Genomic DNA, 16,442 nt, shown 5'->3' on the forward strand with positions numbered 1-16,442 from the left:
GTTGTCCCCGTCACACGGCTACGAGGACTGCGTCGGCGCCCGCCCGGCCCGCTCCGCGTACATCTGCGCGATGACCGCCTCGATGTCGGGCTCCCGCACCGACAGGTCGACCAGCGGGTAACGCTCGGCGATCCGCGTCACCAGCCCGGCCGCCGGCTCCGACGCGGGGAACGCCACCCACTGCCGGGGCCCGTCCACCCGCACCACCCGGGCGGGAGCGGGCACCTCCACCGGCGGGCACTCCCGCTCCAGGTCCACCACCAGCGTCCGCTCGCTCTCCCCCACCTCGTGCAGCCCGGCGAGCGCCCCGTCGTACACCAGCCGGCCGTGGTCGATGACCATCACCCGGGAGCAGACCTGCTCGATGTCCTGGAGGTCGTGCGTGGTCAGCAGGACCGTCGTGGAACGCTCGGCGTTCACCTGCCGCAGGAACTCCCGCACCCGGGTCTTGGAGACGACGTCCAGGCCGATCGTCGGCTCGTCCAGGTACAGCACCTCCGGGTCGTGCAGCAGCGCCGCCGCGATGTCCCCGCGCATCCGCTGCCCCAGCGACAGCTGCCGCACCGGCACCTCCAGCAGGTCGCCCAGGTCGAGCAGTTCGACCAGCCGCGCGAGGTTCTCCCGGTAGCGGGCGTCGGGGATGCGGTACATGCGGTGCATCAGCTTGTACGAGTCGATCAGCGGAAGGTCCCACCACAGGGTGGTGCGCTGCCCGAACACCACCCCGATGCGGTGCGCCAGCCGGGTCCGCTCCCGCGACGGGTCGATCCCGGCGACCCGCAGCCGGCCGCCGCTCGGCGTGAGGATGCCCGTCAGCATCTTGATCGTCGTCGACTTCCCCGCGCCGTTCGGCCCGATGTAGCCGACCATCTCGCCGCGCGCCACCGTGAAGGAGATCGAGTCCACCGCCCGCACCTGGTGCCGCTCGCGCCGCAGCAGCCCCTTGCGCCGGCGCACGTCGAAGACCTTCTCGACCCGGTCCAGCTCGATGAACGCCTCCGGCCGGCCATCCGTGTCCGGTTCGGCTGTCGTCCCCATCCGCCCGCTCAACTCCCCACGCTCCTGTACGACCTCAGTCCCGTCCGCCACGTCAGCCCTGCCAGCGCGCAGCACCCCGCCGCCACCAGCGGCGACGCGAACGCCACCCACCCCGGCAGCGCCAGCGGGTACGGGCGCCCCAGGATGTGCGCGGCGGGCACCCAGTTGACGAAGGCCAGCGGCAGCACGAACGTCACCCCGCGCACCAGGTCCTTCCCGAACACCGCCGGCGGGTACTGCAGCATCGTCGTCCCGCCGTACGTGAACGCGTTCTGCACCTCCGCCGCGTCCTGCGCGTAGATCTGGAATGCGGCGCCCGCCACGAACACCGCCACGAAGATCGCCGCGCCGGACACCACCATCAGCGGCACCAGCAGCGCCTTCGACACCGTCCAGTCGATGTCCGCCGCCACCAGCGCCCAGCCCAGCACCGCCCCGCCCTGCGCGATCCGCCCCAGGCGGCGCAGCGAGAAGCGGTCCCCGCCGACCTGCGCGAGCACCGGCACCGGCCGCACCAGCAGCACGTCGAACGAGCCGTCCCTGATCCGCGAACCGAGTTGCGGCATCGACCCCGCCGCGAGATGCGCGAGCCCGAACGACGTCACCGACGCCGCGTACAGGAACGCCACCTCCGGCAGCGACCAGCCCGCCAGCGAGTCGACCTGCGAGAACATCAGCAGGATCCCGACGAAGTCCAGCCCCGTCATCACCAGGTTGCCGAACAGCGTGAACACGAACGACACCCGGTAGGTCATCCCGGACCGCACCCACATCCCGGCGATCATCCGGTACGCCCGCAGCCCTTCCAGCACCGCGCCGCGCTCAGCCACCCTGCACCACCACCCGGCGCGTGGCCGCCGACTGCACAAGACGGCCCGCCGCGAGCAGCAGCACCGCCCACATCGCCTGGAAGGCGAACGCCCCCGCCACCGCCGTCTCCCCCATCAGCACGTCCGCGGGGACCTGGAGCTGCGCAGCCCACGGCAGCGCCCGCGCCACCTCGCCGAACCCGCCCGGGAAGACGTTCAGCGGCAGCACCATGCCCGAGAAGAACACCCCGAGGATCATCATCACCTGGCTGACGCCCGTGCCGTCCAGCAGCCAGAACACGCTCAGCGCCACCAGATAGCGGATCCCGAAGCTCACCAGCGCCGCCAGCAGCAGCGCCACCGCGAACCACACCCACGTGTCGAAACGCGTCGGCAGCGCCGTCGGGAAGAACAGCCCGCCCACCAGGAACGGCACCACCCCGCGCCCCAGCAGCTGGAACGCCGCCCGGCCCAGGTCGCCCGCCAGCCACCACAGCTGGAGATCCGCCGGCCGGTACAGGTCCACCGCGATCTCACCGGTGCGGATGCGTTCCATCAGCTCCGTCTCGACGCCCCCGCCCTGCAGTGCCAGCGCCGCGAACAGGCACTGCCCCAGCCACACGTACGTCACCGCCTGCGCCTGGTCGTAGCCGCCGAGGTCCGGGCGCTCGTCCCACAGCGCCAGATACGTGTAGACGAGGATCAGCCCGAACACCGTGTTGGTGAACACCCCCGCCGCGGTCGCCGCCCGGTACGACGCGTACCGCCGGAACCCCCGGGCCGCCACGGCCAGGTACAACCATGCCGAACCCACCCCTTTCCACCCCTCCCGCTTCAGACACCGAAGCGCAGGAGCCTAGTCCGGGGAGAGATCGCGCCGCCACGGGTTTCCCGGCCGGTCCTCCGGTCAGGTGAACAGCCGGCGCGGCCGAACGGGCGACACGGCGCAGGACGCACGACGCGCGTCGCCGCCCGGCGAAGGCGGCGACGGGTGCGACAGTCTTCAATAAGAGGCACGCACGAGGCGTACGCACCCATATGAGGCGTACGGGAACGAACGAGGCGAATCAGGAGTCCGTGCACGACATGAGCGACGAGCCGCAGCCGAAGAAGCCCCGCCCGGGCTGGGCATCGCACGAGCCTCAGGCGGCCGACGCGCCCGACGACGCCCGGGACGACACCCGGACGGACGACGCCGACGCCACACGATCGGATGAATCCGACGCGGACAGCGGGGCCGCCACCGCCTCGGACCAGGAGCCCGGCACGGCTTCCGCCGAGAAGCCGGGCTCCGCGGAGAAGCCGGGCCCCGCGGAGGAGCCGGGCTCCGCGGAGGAGCCGGGTCCCGCCCGGAAGCCGGGCGCCGCCAAGGACAAGAAGGCCGCCCGCGAAAAACGCCGCGCCGCCCTCAAGGCCCGCCGCACCGGCTGGCGCCGCGCCGTCCCCACCTGGCGCATGGTCCTCGGCGCGTTCCTCGTCACCGCGCTGCTCGTCGTCGGCGGCTTCCTCCTCGGCTACGCCCTCGTCCAGATCCCCGCCGCCAACGCCCTCGCCACCCAGCAGGCCAACGTCTACCTCTACGCCGACGGCTCCGTCATCGCCCGCGACGGCGAGGTCAACCGGGAGAACGTCAGACTCGCCCAGATCTCGAAGGACGCCCAGCACGCCGTCCTCGCCGCCGAGGACCGCGACTTCTACACCGAGTCCGCCGTCGACCCCCAAGCCATGGTCCGCGGCGCCTGGAACACCGTCACCGGCAAGGGCAAGCAGTCCGGCTCCACCATCACCCAGCAGTACGTGAAGAACTACTACCTGCGCCAGGAGCAGACCGTCACCCGCAAGGTGAAGGAGTTCTTCATCTCCATCAAGCTCGACCGCAACCAGTCCAAGGACGAGATCCTCGAGGGCTACCTCAACACCAGCTTCTTCGGCCGCGGCGCCTACGGCATCCAGGCCGCCGCCCACGCCTACTACGACATGGACGCCTCCGAACTCGACGCCGGACGCGCCGCCTACCTCGCCGCCCTCGTCAACGCCCCCAGCCAGTACGACGTGATCGCGCACCCCGAGAACCGCGCCTTCGTCGAGAAGCGCTGGAACTACGTCCTCGACGGCATGGTCGACGAAGGCTGGCTCGACCCCGCCGAACGCGCCCGCCTCACCTTCCCCGTGCCCAAGCGGACCACCCACTCCACCGGCATGTCCGGACAGCGCGGCTACATCGTCAACGTCGTCAAGCAGCACCTCACCGACAACAAGATCGTCGACGAGGCCGCCCTCGACGCCGGCGGCTACCGCATCACCACGACCCTGCAGAAGAGCAAGCAGGACGCCTTCGTCGAGTCCGTCGACGACAACCTCATGGACCGCCTCGACCAGAAGAACCGCAAGGTCGACACCTACGTCCGCGCCGGCGGCGCCTCCGTCGAACCCAAGACCGGCAAGGTCGTGGCGATGTACAACGGCATCGACTACGTCAAGCAGTACACCCCCAACGCCACCCGCCGGGACTTCCAGGTCGGCTCGTCCTTCAAGCCCTTCGTCTTCACCGCCGCCGTCGAGAACGGCTCCCGCACCCAGGACGGCCGCCGCATCACCCCCCAGACCCGCTACGACGGCACCAGCGAACGCCCCGTCCAAGGCTGGGCCGGCCCCCGCTACGCGCCCGAGAACGAGGACCACGAGGACTACGGCGACATCACGGTCAGCGAGGCCACCGACAAGTCCGTCAACGCCGTCTACGCCCAGATGGCCGTCGACGTCGGCCCCGACAAGGTCCGCGAGACCGCCGTCGGCCTCGGCCTCGCCCCCGACACCCCCGACCTCGACGGAGCCGGACCCTCCATCGCCCTCGGCGTCGCCAACGCCAGCGTCCTCGACATGGCGCAGGCGTACGCGACCCTCGCCAACCACGGCAAGCACACCCCGTACACCCTCGTCGAGAAGATCACCCAAAACGGCCGCGACATCGCCCTCCCCGAGCGGCGCACCCGTCAGGCCGTCAGCCGCGAGGCAGCCGACACCACCACCTCCGTCCTCAAGGGCGTCGTCGAGAAGGGCACCGCCACCGCCGCCCAGACCTCCGGACGCCCCGCCGCAGGCAAGACCGGAACCGCCGAGGAGGACACCGCCGCCTGGTTCGCCGGCTACACCCCCGACCTCGCCACCGTCGTCGCCGTCATGGGCCAGGACCCCGTCACCGCCGGACACAAGTCCCTCTACGGCGCCATGGGCCTCCCCCGCGTCAACGGCGGCGGCGCCCCCGCCGAGATCTGGGGCCAGTACACCCGCGACGCCCTCGAGGGCGACCCCGTCAGCTCCTTCAGCCTGCGGCTCCAGCCCGGCGCCGACGAGAGCCAGCCCCCCGCCCCCGACTCCAGCGGCGGACCGTCCTCCTCCGGCGACCCCTCCTCCTCCGCCACCGAAGTCCCCGACGACGAGGACACCGACAGCGGCACCCCCGAGGACGACAGCGGCAGCAGCGACGACGGCACGGAGAGCGAAGGGCAGGACTCCACCGGCGGCACCTCCACCGGCTCCCCCTCCGGCGGACAGAGCGGCGACACCGGCGACGGCGGCGGCACCGGCACGGGCGGCGGCGGGGACAGCACCGGCGGCGGCAACACCGACGACGGCGGCTCCAACCGCGACGAACTCCCCGGCCCCGGCGGACTCAGCGGCGCCCTCGACGGACGCCGCTGGAACTAGCCCTCGCCAGGTTCTGGCTAGTGGCCGGAGGTCGCCTTCAGACCCACCACGGCCACCAGCAGCAGACAGATGAAGAAGATCCGGGCGGCGGTCACCGGCTCTCCCAGCACCACCATGCCCAGCACCGCCGCCCCGGCCGCGCCGATCCCCACCCACACGCCGTACGCCGTCCCGATCGGCAGCGTCCGCGCCGCGTACGACAGCAACAGCATGCTCGTCACGATGCCGGCGCCCGTCAGCACACTCGGCCACAGGCGGGTGAAACCGTCCGTGTACTTCATGCCGACCGACCAGCCGACCTCCAGCAGACCGGCGACCACAAGCAGAACCCAGGCCATGACAGGCACCTCCGGGACACGACAGCGAAACGGGGGTGCGTCGTCTTTGCCTTCACCCCGGTACGGCGCGTCTCGTCGGGGCCCGCACGGACACGCCACACAGGACGCCGTACGGGACCTCCCACGGTAACCGACCACACGAAAAGAGCCGGTGACGGGTGTCACCGGCCCTCCTGCTCACCGTTCGGCTGCGGCTACAGATACAGCCCGGTCGAGTCCTCCGAACCCTCGAAACGGTCCGCGGCCACCGCGTGCAGATCGCGCTCCCGCATCAGCACGTACGCCGTCCCGCGCACCTCGACCTCCGCACGGTCCTCCGGGTCGAACAACACCCGGTCACCGGGCTCCACCGTCCGCACGTTCTGCCCCACCGCGACCACCTCGGCCCAGGCCAGCCGGCGGCCCACCGCCGCCGTCGCGGGAATCAGAATGCCGCCCCCCGAACGCCGCTCGCCCTCACCGGTCTCCTGCCGCACGAGCACACGGTCGTGCAGCATCCGGATCGGCAGCTTGTCGTGCTGGGAACTGTCGTTTCTGTTGGCGCTCACAGCCTGAAACCTACCTGCCTCGACGACGCACGTACGCGGGAGGGGGACCCGTCCGCCGGCACCTCAGCGCCGCCGCTTACGGGCGCCCAGGGCCAGCAGCCCCACGACCCCCACCACCAGCACGCCCACCGGGACCACCCGATCCAGCCGCGGCGCGCCCGTCTCGTCCACGAACTGCGCCTTCACCTCACTCACCACACGGTTGACGCCCACATAGGCGCGCCCCAGCGTGTGGTCCACGTTCGACACGACCCTGGCCTTCGCGTCACCCACGATCGTCTTCGGGTGCACCCGCACCCCGATCTCGTCCAGGGTCTCCGCCAGCACCGCACGGCGACGCGCGATGTCCGCCTCGATCTGCGCCGGGGTCCTGGTGTCCGCCGTGTCCGCCACCGTGTCGCCTCCACGATCCGCTGTGATGCCTGTGCCGGACAGTCTGTCAGCTTCAGGCCGCGCCGCACTGTCAGGACCCCCGGTTACCCTCGATCCCGGCACCCGATCCACGCAGTGCACGTACGAGGAGACGAGACCGATGAGCGCACGCCTGACGCCCGGGGACGAGGCCCCCGCCTTCACCCTGCCCGACGCCGACGGCAACGAGGTGTCACTGGCCGACCACAAGGGCCGCAAGGTCATCGTCTACTTCTACCCGGCGGCGCTGACGCCCGGCTGCACCAAGCAGGCGTGCGACTTCACCGACAACCTCGACCTGCTGGCCGGGGCCGGGTACGACGTGATCGGCATCTCCCCGGACGCCCCGGAGAAGCTCGCGAAGTTCCGCGAGAAGGAGAGCCTGAAGGTCACCCTGCTCGCCGACCCGGACAAGAAGGTCCTGGACGCGTACGGCGCGTTCGGCGAGAAGAAGAACTACGGCAAGACCTACATGGGCGTCATCCGCTCCACGATCGTCGTCGACGAGGACGGCAAGGTCGAGCACGCCCTCTACAACGTCCGCGCGACGGGCCACGTGGCCAAGATCATCAAGGACTTGGGCATCTGACCCTGCCGCCCCTCGGAAACGGCCTGCACCGGCACACCGGTGCAGGCCGTTCCGCTTTCCGTACGTGACCGTCCGATATCCGGATCGTTACTCCGTGCGAGACCACGAACACATGGACGGAGATACGGAGGGGTTCGATGAGGGCGAGCGCGTACACGCGGGAGCGGCTGGAGGAGGCGGCCCGGGGAGCACGGACGTTGACGGAGGCGCTGGAGCGGCTGGGGGTGGATCCGAAGAGCTGGAAGCGGCGGTACATCTTCGACCGGATGAGGAAGCTGCGGGTGGACGTCTCGCACTTCGAGCGCGAGGGAGCGAAGTGGACAAGGCAGATTCTTGAGCCTGTCGTCGCCGCATCGACGAGCGTCAACGAGGTGCTCCGTCGGCTCGGCCTCGACCCGGTCGGTGGGCACCACACGAACATCTCCCACCGGATCAAGATCTACGGCATCGACACCTCACACTTCACACCAGCCGCTCGTACGGAGCGGCAGCGGTACAACCAGCGCCGCCGGACCGCTGCGGAGATCCTCGTAGAGGACACCTCCGGTCACGTCCGACGCATCCCGGGCCGCCGGCTGAAAAGGGCGATGCATGAACTCGGGGTGGAGGAGCGCTGCGCACTGTGCGGCATCGAGCCGGTATGGCTCGGGGAGCCTCTCCCTCTCGAGGTGGACCACGTCGACGGCAACTGGCGGAACAATCGGATTGAGAACCTTCGCATGCTCTGCCCCAACTGTCACTCGACGACGGACAATTACCGAGGCCGAAGCAAACGGCGGGCCTCGTGATGGCCGGAACGCAGTACACCCGCGAGCGGCTCGTCGAAGCAGCTGCCAGCTGTTCCGACATCGACGAGGTCATCGTCTTCTTCGGCACCCCGCCCTACGGCAATCTCCGTCGGTACCTGCACAAGCGCTTCGAGCACTTCGGCATCGACATCTCCCATTTCCCGCGCGGACAGCGGGGGCCGGTCTCTTCCCTCAGACCAACCACTGACGAGCTGCGGAGTGCCGTCGCTGAGAGCATCTCCATCGCCGGCGCCCTGAACGTTTTGGGCAAACCCAGCAATGGCCGACTACGCGCGCTGTTCCATCAATGGGTGGCAGAAGACGGCATCGACACGTCGCACTTCCTCGGACAGGCGCACCAGCGCGGCAGATCAAGTTCGACAGCCAAAGCCGCCGAGGACATCTTGATCCGGCACGACGGCACACGCCGAACCAAGACCACTCTGCTGCGCCGCGCGCTGCGCGATGTCGGTGTTCCCGAGCTGTGCGCCAGGTGCGGCGTCACACCGGAGTGGCTCGGCAAGCCGATGACCCTGGAGGTCGATCACATCAACGGGGACTGGCGTGACAACCGGCGCGAGAATCTCCGGTTGCTCTGCCCGAACTGTCACGCGGTCACCACTACGTGGTGCAGAGGAGGCCGACGGTCCCGTCTCAGCGCCCAGTAGAGTAAGCACCGCTGCGGGCCCGTACCCCAGCTGGCAAGAGGGCGCCGGTTTAGGTCCGGTGTGTCGTGGGTTCGAGTCCCACCGGGCCCACAGGGAGAAGAGGCTCGACACCGCGACGGTGTCGAGCCTCTCCCGTGTCGTCAGCCCAACAGCTCCCGCACCACCGGCACCAGCGCCCGGAACGCCTTCCCCCGGTGGCTGATCGCGTTCTTCTCGGCCGGGGTCAGCTCCGCGCAGGTGCGTGTCTCGCCCTCCGGCTGGAGGATCGGGTCGTAGCCGAAGCCGTTCGTGCCGGCGGGAGTGTGGCGGAGGGTGCCACTCAGGCGGCCCTCGACGACCCGCTCCGTGCCGTCCGGCAACGCGAGGGCCGCCGCGCACGCGAAGGACGCGCCGCGGTGTTCGTCGTCGATGTCGGAGAGCTGGGCGAGGAGCAGGTCGAGGTTGGCCTTGTCGTCGCCGTGGCGGCCGGCCCAGCGGGCGGAGAAGATGCCGGGGGCCCCGCCGAGGACGTCGACGCAGAGGCCGGAGTCGTCGGCGACGGCGGGCAGGCCGGTGGCCCGGGCGAGGACGTGCGCCTTGAGGAGGGCGTTCTCGGCGAAGGTGACGCCGGTTTCCTTGACGTCGGGGACGTCGGGGTAGGCGTCGGCGCCGACGAGTTCGTGGGGCAGGCCCGCGTCGGCGAGGATCGAGCGGAGCTCGGTGATCTTTCCGGCGTTGCGGGTGGCGAGGATCAGGCGGGTCATGGGCCCAGTATCCCTGGGCCCATGACGGGGGTCCTGGTTACGGGGTGCAGACCTTGGTGAGCTCGCCGGCCGCGTCGGTGACGGGGCTGAGGTCGGGGGTGGTGTCGCCGTTGTCGATGGAGGTGCGGACGTTGGCGACGGCCTTCTCGAGGTCCTCGACGGCCTTGCTGACGTCGGCGTTGTCGGTCTCGTCCTGGAGCTTGCCGAGGTTGCTGTCGACGGAGTCGAGGGCTTCCTCGAGCTGGGTGACGTCGTTGGAGGCGTTCTCGACGGCCTGCTGCATGTCGGTGACGCTCTCGGCCACGGCGTCGGCGGTGCGGACGCAGTCGAGCGCCTTGTCGACGGCGGAGCAGCCGGTGGTGAGTCCGGTGGTGAGCGCGACGGCCGCCAGGGTGGCGGCGACGGCTGCGGTGCGGCGTCGGCGGCTCGCTGCCATGGAACGTTCCCTCCCTCGTCGGGCCGGTGCGGCCCGGTGTGTCGGCGGGCGCGCGGGGGATGCCCGTGCGCCCGTAACCCTTCAGACGCGGCGGCGGTCGGCGCGGTTGCTCGCGCCGACCACGGGTCTTGGGGTGCCTTTTACTTTTCGAGGAGGGTATCGAGTGCGGTGCGCTGGGCGGCGGCGAGTTCGGTGCATCCGGTGACGGCGAGGTCGAGGAGGGCGTTGAGTTCGTCGCGGGCGAAGGGTTCGGCCTCGGCGGTGCCCTGGACCTCGACGAAGCGGCCGTCGCCGGTGCAGACGACGTTCATGTCGGTGTCTGCGCGGACGTCTTCCTCGTAGCAGAGGTCGAGGAGGGGGACACCGGCGACGATGCCGGCGGAGACGGCGGCGACGGTGCCGGTGAGGGGCTTGCGGCCGGGCTTGACGAGTTTCCTGCCCTGGGCCCAGCCGATGGCGTCGGCGAGGGCGACGTAGGCGCCGGTGATGGCGGCGGTGCGGGTGCCGCCGTCGGCCTGGAGGACGTCGCAGTCGAGGACGATCGTGTTCTCGCCGAGGGCCTTGTAGTCGATGACTGCGCGCAGGGAGCGGCCGATGAGGCGGCTGATCTCGTGGGTGCGGCCGCCGATGCGGCCGCGGACGGACTCGCGGTCGCCGCGGGTGTTGGTGGCGCGGGGGAGCATGGAGTATTCGGCGGTGACCCAGCCCTCGCCGCTGCCCTTGCGCCAGCGGGGGACGCCTTCGGTGAAGGAGGCGGTGCAGAGGACCTTGGTGTCGCCGAAGGAGACGAGGACGGAGCCTTCGGCGTGTTTGCTCCAGCCGCGTTCGATGGTGACGGGGCGGAGCTGTTCGGGGGTGCGGCCGTCGATGCGAGACATGGCGCCGAGCCTAGCCGTAGACGTGGCGGGGCCCTTCCCCGTGCTGGGGGAAGGGCCCGGGTGCGGTGGCGGCCGGTGGGGCCGCGGCGCGTGCGTCAGGTGGTGCGGTGGTTCACATCATGTCTTCGATCTCGGCGGCGACGGGGTCGGCGTCGGTGCCGATGACGACCTGGATGGCGCTGCCCATCTTGACGACGCCGTGGGCGCCGGCGGCCTTGAGGGCGGCGTCGTCGACCTTGGAGGGGTCGACGACTTCGGTGCGGAGGCGGGTGATGCAGCCCTCGACCTCTTCGATGTTGTCGATGCCGCCGAGCCCGGCAACGATCTTCTCAGCCTTGGTGGCCATGTTCGTTCTCCCTGATCCGAACCGCTTTGTCGCAGTAACCCACAGTTGGCCCATCTTTGCGAGCGGTCATGTCGTGGTCGCTCGATGATGGGCGTCACGACAGCGGAACCGTCCTGCCTCACTGGTCTACACCACCGGGGGGACTGCCGCCAAACCCTCAGGGCGTCCAGTGAAGGGGACTTGATGAGCACGGTGAGCCCCGCCGGTGCCGACGCCGGCCCGAGCCCTCTGCGGGAGCGCTGGAACCGGTTGTTCCAGGGTCTGCAGAAGATGGGGCGGAGTCTGCAGCTGCCGATCGCGGTGCTGCCGGCGGCGGGCATCCTGAACCGGCTGGGGCAGCCGGACGTCTTCGGGGACGACGGGCTGGGCTGGACGAACGTCTCGAAGGTGATGGCGGGCGCGGGCGGGGCGCTGCTGGACGGTTCGCTGGGGTTGCCGCTGCTGTTCTGCGTGGGTGTGGCCATCGGGATGGCGAAGAAGGCTGACGGGTCGACGGCGCTGGCGGCGGTGGCGGGGTTCCTCGTCTACTTCAATGTGCTGCGGCAGTTCCCGAAGGACTGTCCGGAGGGGTCCGAGGCGGTGCCGAACGTCGGCTGTCAGCTGACGGACGGGACGGTGACGGCGTTCGACTTCCAGAATCCGGGGGTGTTCGGGGGCATCGTCATCGGTCTGACGGCGGCGTATCTGTGGCAGCGGTTCCACCGGACGAAGCTGGTGGACTGGCTGGGCTTCTTCAACGGGCGGCGCCTGGTGCCGATCATCATGGCGTTCGCGGCGATCGTGTTCGCGGCGGTGTGTCTGTGGATCTGGCCGCCGATCGGTGACGCGCTGGAGAGTTTCAGCGACTGGATGACGGGGCTGGGCGCGTGGGGCGCGGGCGTGTTCGGGGTCGCGAACCGGGCGTTGCTGGTGATCGGGCTGCACCAGTTCCTGAACGTGCCCATCTGGTTCCAGTTCGGCACGTACACGACGCCGGACGGCCGGGTGGTGCACGGTGACATCAACATGTTCCTGGCGGGCGACCCGGATGCGGGGCAGTTCCTGTCGGGGTTCTTCCCGATCATGATGTTCGCGCTGCCGGCGGCGGCGCTGGCGATCACGCACTGTGCGCGGCCGGACCGGCGCAAGGAGATCGGCGGTCTGATGCTGTCGGTGGCGCTGACGTCGTTCGTCACGGGCATCACGGAGCCGATCGAGTACTCGTTCCTGTTCGTGGCGCCGTTGCTGTACGCGGTGCACGCGGTGCTGACGGGTGTGTCGATGGCGGTGACGTGGGGTCTGGGCGTGCACGACGGGTTCAGTTTCTCGGCGGGTCTGATCGACTACGTCATCAACTGGAACCTGGCGACGAAGCCGTGGCTGATCATCCCGATCGGGCTGGTGTTCGCGGCGGTGTACTACGTGGTGTTCCGGTTCGCGATCACGAAGTTCGACCTGAAGACTCCTGGGCGGGAGCCGGAGGAGGAGGTGGAGGACGCGACGCGGCGCTGATCTCCTAGGCTGGAGGCGGCTGCGCAAGCCCTCGGAACCTTAAGTTCCGGGGGCTTTTCGGTGTGCCCCCGTGGGGGGCTCTCCGACCCTTTCGGGGAGGCACGGTGCGTAGTCCCGCCGTCGCTGATTCGCGGGTTCCTTACGTGGCCTTCATCGTGCTACAACAGGTCTACACCACTAGTGGTGTAGACCACCACCGATGGAGGAAGTATGAGCACCGCCACCGACTCGGCGGCCCCCGCAAAGAAGCGGGGATCCGGCCTCTTCCAGGGCCTGCAGAAGGTCGGCCGCAGCCTTCAGCTCCCGATCGCCGTCCTGCCGGCGGCGGGCATCCTGCTGCGTCTCGGCCAGCCGGACGTGTTCGGCGCGGACGGCCTCGGCTGGGACAAGGTCGCGGCCGTCTTCGCCACCGCGGGTGGCGCCATCTTCGACAACCTGCCGATGCTGTTCTGCATCGGCGTTGCCATCGGCTTCGCCAAGAAGGCCGACGGCTCGACCGCTCTCGCCGCGCTCGTCGGTTTCCTGGTCTACAGCAACGTGCTGAAGGCCTTCCCCGTCACCGAGGCGAAGGTCCAGGACGGCGCGGACATAGCCGCGACGTACAACAACCCGGGCGTCCTCGGCGGCATCCTGATGGGTCTGCTGGCCGCGATGCTGTGGCAGCGGTACCACCGCAAGAAGCTGGTCGACTGGCTCGGCTTCTTCAACGGCCGCCGCCTCGTCCCGATCATCATGGCCTTCGTCGGCACCCTCGTGGGCGTCTTCTTCGGCCTCGTCTGGGAGCCGATCGGCAACCTCATCTCCGACGCCGGCGAGTGGATCACCGGTCTGGGCGCCGCGGGCGCGGGTCTGTTCGGTCTGATCAACCGTGCGCTGATCCCCATCGGCATGCACCAGTTCGTGAACACCGTCTCCTGGTTCCAGATCGGTGACTTCACCAACGCGGCGGGCGAGGTCGTCCACGGCGACCTGAACCGCTTCTTCGCCGGTGACCCGGACGCCGGCCAGTTCATGTCGGGCTTCTTCCCGATCATGATGTTCGGTCTGCCGGCCGCCGCGCTCGCCATCGCGCACGCCGCCCGTCCCGAGCGCCGCAAGGCCGTGCTGGGCATGATGCTCTCGCTCGCGCTGACCTCGTTCGTGACCGGTGTGACCGAGCCGATCGAGTTCGCGTTCATGTTCATCGCCCCGGCGCTGTACGTGATCCACGCGGTGCTGACCGCGCTGTCCATGGCGATCACCTGGGCGCTCGGTGTGCACGCCGGCTTCACCTTCTCGGCGGGCTTCATCGACTACGCCCTGAACTGGAACCTGGCGACCAAGCCATGGCTGATCATCCCGATCGGCCTGGTGTTCGCGGTGATCTACTACGTGCTCTTCCGCTTCGCCATCGCCAAGTTCGACCTGCCCACCCCGGGACGTGAGCCCGAGGAGGAGCTGGAGGACACCACGAAGGCGTGACGCCTCGCCGTACGACGCGGAAGGCCCCGGAACCGAACAGGTTCCGGGGCCTTCCGCGTCCGCAGGGCTGCCGCGCTCAGATCTCGTACGTCGCCCCCGGCGCCGCCAGTCCCACCGGGCCGTCGTACACCGCGCGCGCGTCGGTGAGGTTGACCTGCGGGTCGGTCCACGGCGGGATGTGCGTGAGGATCAGCCGGCGGGCCCCGGCGCGGGCCGCGGACTCGCCTGCCTCACGGCCGTTGAGGTGCAGGTCCGGGATGCTCTCCTTGCCGTGCGTGAAGGCGGCCTCGCACAGGAAGAGGTCGGCGTCCCGGGCGAGGTCGTCCAGCAGGGGGGTCACCCCCGTGTCGCCGGAGTAGGTCAGCGTCTTCCCGCCGTGCTCGATGCGGATGCCGTACGCCTCGACCGGGTGCGCGACGCGCTCGGTGTGCACGAGGAACGGGCCGATCTCGAAGGTGGACGGCTTGACCGTGTGGAAGTCGAAGACCTCGCTCATGGAGGAGGCCGAGGGGGTGTCGGCGTAGGCGGTCGTCAGCCGGTGCTCGGTGCCCTCGGGGCCGTGGACCGGCAGCGGGGCGCAGCGGCCGCCGTCGTGCCGGTAGTAACGGGCCACGAAATAGGCGCACATGTCGATGCAGTGGTCGGCGTGCAGGTGGCTGAGGAAGATCGCGTCGAGGTCGTAGAGACCGCAGTGGCGCTGCAGCTCGCCCAGGGCGCCGTTGCCCATGTCGAGGAGCAGCCGGAAGCCGTCGGCCTCGACGAGGTAGCTCGAGCAGGCCGATTCCGCGGACGGGAACGACCCCGAGCAGCCGACGACGGTGAGCTTCATGAAGCAGAAACCTCCGCTGGCGGGTGGGAGAAGACGGGGGTCGTGCGGTTCGTCGAGCGTAAGGCGCAAAACCTGCGGTCGCTCCTCCACCAGGCGCTGTTGTGGGCGAACTCACCTGTGCTGTCACCGGTTCGGCTGGAAGGGGCGCGTGCCGCGGCGGGAGGGGGCGCGCGACCTCGGCCCGCGCCGGTACGGTCTGGTCATGAACACGGCCTGGTGGCTCGCACTCGCCGCGGTGGTCCTTCTCGCCCTGGTCACCGCCCTCGTCGACGGCTGGGGCAGAGGCCACCGGCCCCGCAGGGACCGTCGCCGGGAGCGGAGAGACGGGGAGGCGGAGTGAGTCCGCCCGGGACGAAGGAAGGGCCGGGGAGTGTGTCCCCGGCCCTGGCATGTCACGCGTGACGGACTACGCCCAGAGCTGCCCCTGCAGCGTCTCGATCGCTTCTTCCGTCGTCGCCGCCGTGTAGACGCCCGTCGACAGGTACTTCCAGCCGCCGTCGGCGACGACGAAGACCACGTCGGCGGACTCGCCGGCCTTCTGTGCCTTCTTGGCGACGCCGATCGCCGCGTGCAGGGCGGCGCCGGTGGAGACGCCCGCGAAGATGCCCTCCTGCTGGAGGAGTTCACGGGTGCGGGTGACCGCGTCGGCGGAGCCGACGGAGAAGCGGGTGGTGAGGACGGACGCGTCGTACAGCTCCGGCACGAAGCCCTCGTCGAGGTTGCGCAGGCCGTAGACCAGGTCGTCGTAGCGCGGCTCGGCGGCGACGATCTTCACGTCGGGCTTGTGCTCGCGCAGGTAGCGGCCGACGCCCATGAGGGTGCCCGTGGTGCCGAGGCCGGCGACGAAGTGCGTGACGGACGGAAGGTCCGCGAGGATCTCGGGGCCGGTGGTCGCGTAGTGGGCGCCCGCGTTGTCCTGGTTGCCGTACTGGTAGAGCATCACCCAGTCCGGGTGCTCGGCGGACAGCTCCTTGGCGACGCGCACGGCGGTGTTGGAGCCGCCCGCGGCCGGGGAGGGGATGATCTCCGCGCCCCACATGCCGAGCAGGTCGCGCCGTTCCTGCGAGGTGTTCTCGGGCATCACGCAGACCATGCGGTAGCCCTTGAGCTTCGCGGCCATGGCGAGGGAGATGCCGGTGTTGCCGCTGGTCGGCTCGAGAATCGTGCAGCCGGGGGTGAGGCGGCCGTCCTTCTCCGCCTGCTCGATCATGTGCAGGGCGGGGCGGTCCTTGATCGAGCCGGTGGGGTTGCGGTCCTCCAGCTTGGCCCAGATGCGGACCTCGGCGGACGGCGACAGCCGCGGCAGGCGCACCAGGGGGGTGTTGCCCACCGCGGCCAGCGGGGAGTCGTACCGCATACGG

Annotated in this window: 19 protein-coding genes, 1 tRNA gene and 1 riboswitch; of the genes, 8 read left to right on the forward strand and 12 right to left on the reverse strand. The window is 70.0% G+C overall.

Annotation, left to right across the window (positions count from 1 at the left end):
- Nucleotides 1-18: 18 nt before the first annotated feature.
- The 3 genes from ACF1AG_RS04520 to ACF1AG_RS04530 are packed head-to-tail and all read right to left on the reverse strand — an operon-like array spanning nt 19 to nt 2,646.
- On the reverse strand, nt 19-1,038 hold the full coding sequence (locus ACF1AG_RS04520; protein WP_359602651.1) for an ATP-binding cassette domain-containing protein: 1,020 nt from the start codon (nt 1,036-1,038) through the stop codon (nt 19-21).
- Nucleotides 1,039-1,046: 8 nt separating this feature from the next.
- Entirely contained in the window at nt 1,047-1,868 is an 822-nt protein-coding gene (locus tag ACF1AG_RS04525; protein ID WP_359602653.1) for an ABC transporter permease, read from the reverse strand.
- A complete protein-coding gene (locus tag ACF1AG_RS04530; protein ID WP_086698653.1) occupies nt 1,861-2,646 on the reverse strand; it encodes an ABC-2 family transporter protein in 786 nt (261 codons plus the stop codon). The genes ACF1AG_RS04525 and ACF1AG_RS04530 overlap by 8 nt, the downstream gene beginning before the upstream one ends.
- Before the next feature lie 287 nt (nt 2,647-2,933).
- Here ACF1AG_RS04530 and ACF1AG_RS04535 point away from each other — a divergent pair, with 287 nt between their 5' ends.
- On the forward strand, nt 2,934-5,555 hold the full coding sequence (locus tag ACF1AG_RS04535) for a transglycosylase domain-containing protein (protein ID WP_391809302.1): 2,622 nt from the start codon (nt 2,934-2,936) through the stop codon (nt 5,553-5,555).
- Nucleotides 5,556-5,572: 17 nt separating this feature from the next.
- Here ACF1AG_RS04535 and ACF1AG_RS04540 read toward each other — a convergent pair whose 3' ends face one another.
- The 3 genes from ACF1AG_RS04540 to ACF1AG_RS04550 form a co-directional block, all read right to left on the reverse strand.
- Nucleotides 5,573-5,893 (reverse strand): multidrug efflux SMR transporter, encoded by a 321-nt coding sequence (locus tag ACF1AG_RS04540; protein WP_019525098.1) that lies wholly within the window; start codon nt 5,891-5,893, stop codon nt 5,573-5,575.
- A gap of 34 nt (nt 5,894-5,927) precedes the next feature.
- Nucleotides 5,928-5,990, reverse strand: a riboswitch (guanidine-III (ykkC-III) riboswitch).
- Nucleotides 5,991-6,087: 97 nt separating this feature from the next.
- Complete coding sequence (locus tag ACF1AG_RS04545) at nt 6,088-6,441, reverse strand: co-chaperone GroES (protein WP_190000829.1); 354 nt, start codon at nt 6,439-6,441, stop codon at nt 6,088-6,090.
- A 63-nt stretch (nt 6,442-6,504) separates the two neighbouring features.
- Entirely contained in the window at nt 6,505-6,834 is a 330-nt protein-coding gene (locus ACF1AG_RS04550; protein ID WP_359602660.1) for a DUF3618 domain-containing protein, read from the reverse strand.
- Nucleotides 6,835-6,973: 139 nt separating this feature from the next.
- Between ACF1AG_RS04550 and bcp the strand changes: the two genes are divergently transcribed.
- From bcp to ACF1AG_RS04570, 4 genes are all read left to right on the forward strand, one after another.
- Complete coding sequence (gene bcp, locus ACF1AG_RS04555; protein WP_359602662.1) at nt 6,974-7,441, forward strand: thioredoxin-dependent thiol peroxidase; 468 nt, start codon at nt 6,974-6,976, stop codon at nt 7,439-7,441.
- A 137-nt stretch (nt 7,442-7,578) separates the two neighbouring features.
- A complete protein-coding gene (locus tag ACF1AG_RS04560; RefSeq protein WP_391809303.1) occupies nt 7,579-8,229 on the forward strand; it encodes an HNH endonuclease signature motif containing protein in 651 nt (216 codons plus the stop codon).
- The gene (locus ACF1AG_RS04565) at nt 8,229-8,897 is read left to right on the forward strand and encodes an HNH endonuclease (RefSeq protein WP_359602666.1); all 669 of its coding nucleotides are present in this window, start codon (nt 8,229-8,231) and stop codon (nt 8,895-8,897) included. The genes ACF1AG_RS04560 and ACF1AG_RS04565 overlap by 1 nt, the downstream gene beginning before the upstream one ends.
- Nucleotides 8,898-8,912: 15 nt before the next feature.
- A tRNA-Leu gene (locus ACF1AG_RS04570) sits at nt 8,913-8,987 on the forward strand.
- Nucleotides 8,988-9,037: 50 nt separating this feature from the next.
- Here the strand turns inward: ACF1AG_RS04570 and rdgB are convergent.
- The 4 genes from rdgB to ACF1AG_RS04590 form a co-directional block, all read right to left on the reverse strand.
- A complete protein-coding gene (rdgB, locus tag ACF1AG_RS04575; protein WP_391809304.1) occupies nt 9,038-9,640 on the reverse strand; it encodes an RdgB/HAM1 family non-canonical purine NTP pyrophosphatase in 603 nt (200 codons plus the stop codon).
- Between the two features lie 37 nt (nt 9,641-9,677).
- Nucleotides 9,678-10,076, reverse strand: coding sequence for a hypothetical protein (locus tag ACF1AG_RS04580; RefSeq protein WP_359602670.1), 399 nt, complete (start codon nt 10,074-10,076; stop codon nt 9,678-9,680).
- 140 nt (nt 10,077-10,216) lie between these two features.
- Nucleotides 10,217-10,954 carry a ribonuclease PH gene (rph, locus tag ACF1AG_RS04585; RefSeq protein WP_391809305.1) on the reverse strand — a complete coding sequence of 246 codons (738 nt, stop codon included), beginning with the start codon at nt 10,952-10,954 and terminating at the stop codon, nt 10,217-10,219.
- 112 nt (nt 10,955-11,066) lie between these two features.
- On the reverse strand, nt 11,067-11,300 hold the full coding sequence (locus tag ACF1AG_RS04590) for a glucose PTS transporter subunit EIIB (protein ID WP_033277486.1): 234 nt from the start codon (nt 11,298-11,300) through the stop codon (nt 11,067-11,069).
- Nucleotides 11,301-11,483: 183 nt separating this feature from the next.
- Between ACF1AG_RS04590 and ACF1AG_RS04595 the strand changes: the two genes are divergently transcribed.
- Both ACF1AG_RS04595 and ACF1AG_RS04600 read left to right on the forward strand, forming a co-directional pair.
- Nucleotides 11,484-12,791: a PTS transporter subunit EIIC gene (locus ACF1AG_RS04595; protein ID WP_359602674.1), complete on the forward strand. Its 1,308-nt coding sequence runs from the start codon at nt 11,484-11,486 to the stop codon at nt 12,789-12,791.
- A gap of 210 nt (nt 12,792-13,001) precedes the next feature.
- Nucleotides 13,002-14,252 carry a PTS transporter subunit EIIC gene (locus ACF1AG_RS04600; protein WP_359602676.1) on the forward strand — a complete coding sequence of 417 codons (1,251 nt, stop codon included), beginning with the start codon at nt 13,002-13,004 and terminating at the stop codon, nt 14,250-14,252.
- A gap of 76 nt (nt 14,253-14,328) precedes the next feature.
- On the opposite strand, the gene ACF1AG_RS04605 is transcribed toward ACF1AG_RS04600, so the two are convergent.
- Entirely contained in the window at nt 14,329-15,081 is a 753-nt protein-coding gene (locus ACF1AG_RS04605) for an MBL fold metallo-hydrolase (protein ID WP_359602678.1), read from the reverse strand.
- A 202-nt stretch (nt 15,082-15,283) separates the two neighbouring features.
- Between ACF1AG_RS04605 and ACF1AG_RS04610 the strand changes: the two genes are divergently transcribed.
- Nucleotides 15,284-15,421: a hypothetical protein gene (locus ACF1AG_RS04610; RefSeq protein WP_359602712.1), complete on the forward strand. Its 138-nt coding sequence runs from the start codon at nt 15,284-15,286 to the stop codon at nt 15,419-15,421.
- A 66-nt stretch (nt 15,422-15,487) separates the two neighbouring features.
- On the opposite strand, the gene ACF1AG_RS04615 is transcribed toward ACF1AG_RS04610, so the two are convergent.
- Nucleotides 15,488-16,438: a PLP-dependent cysteine synthase family protein gene (locus ACF1AG_RS04615; protein WP_387794273.1), complete on the reverse strand. Its 951-nt coding sequence runs from the start codon at nt 16,436-16,438 to the stop codon at nt 15,488-15,490.
- Nucleotides 16,439-16,442 lie beyond the last annotated feature (4 nt).

Source organism: Streptomyces sp. NPDC014764, from assembly GCF_043082785.1.
GTDB lineage: Bacteria > Actinomycetota > Actinomycetes > Streptomycetales > Streptomycetaceae > Streptomyces > Streptomyces althioticus.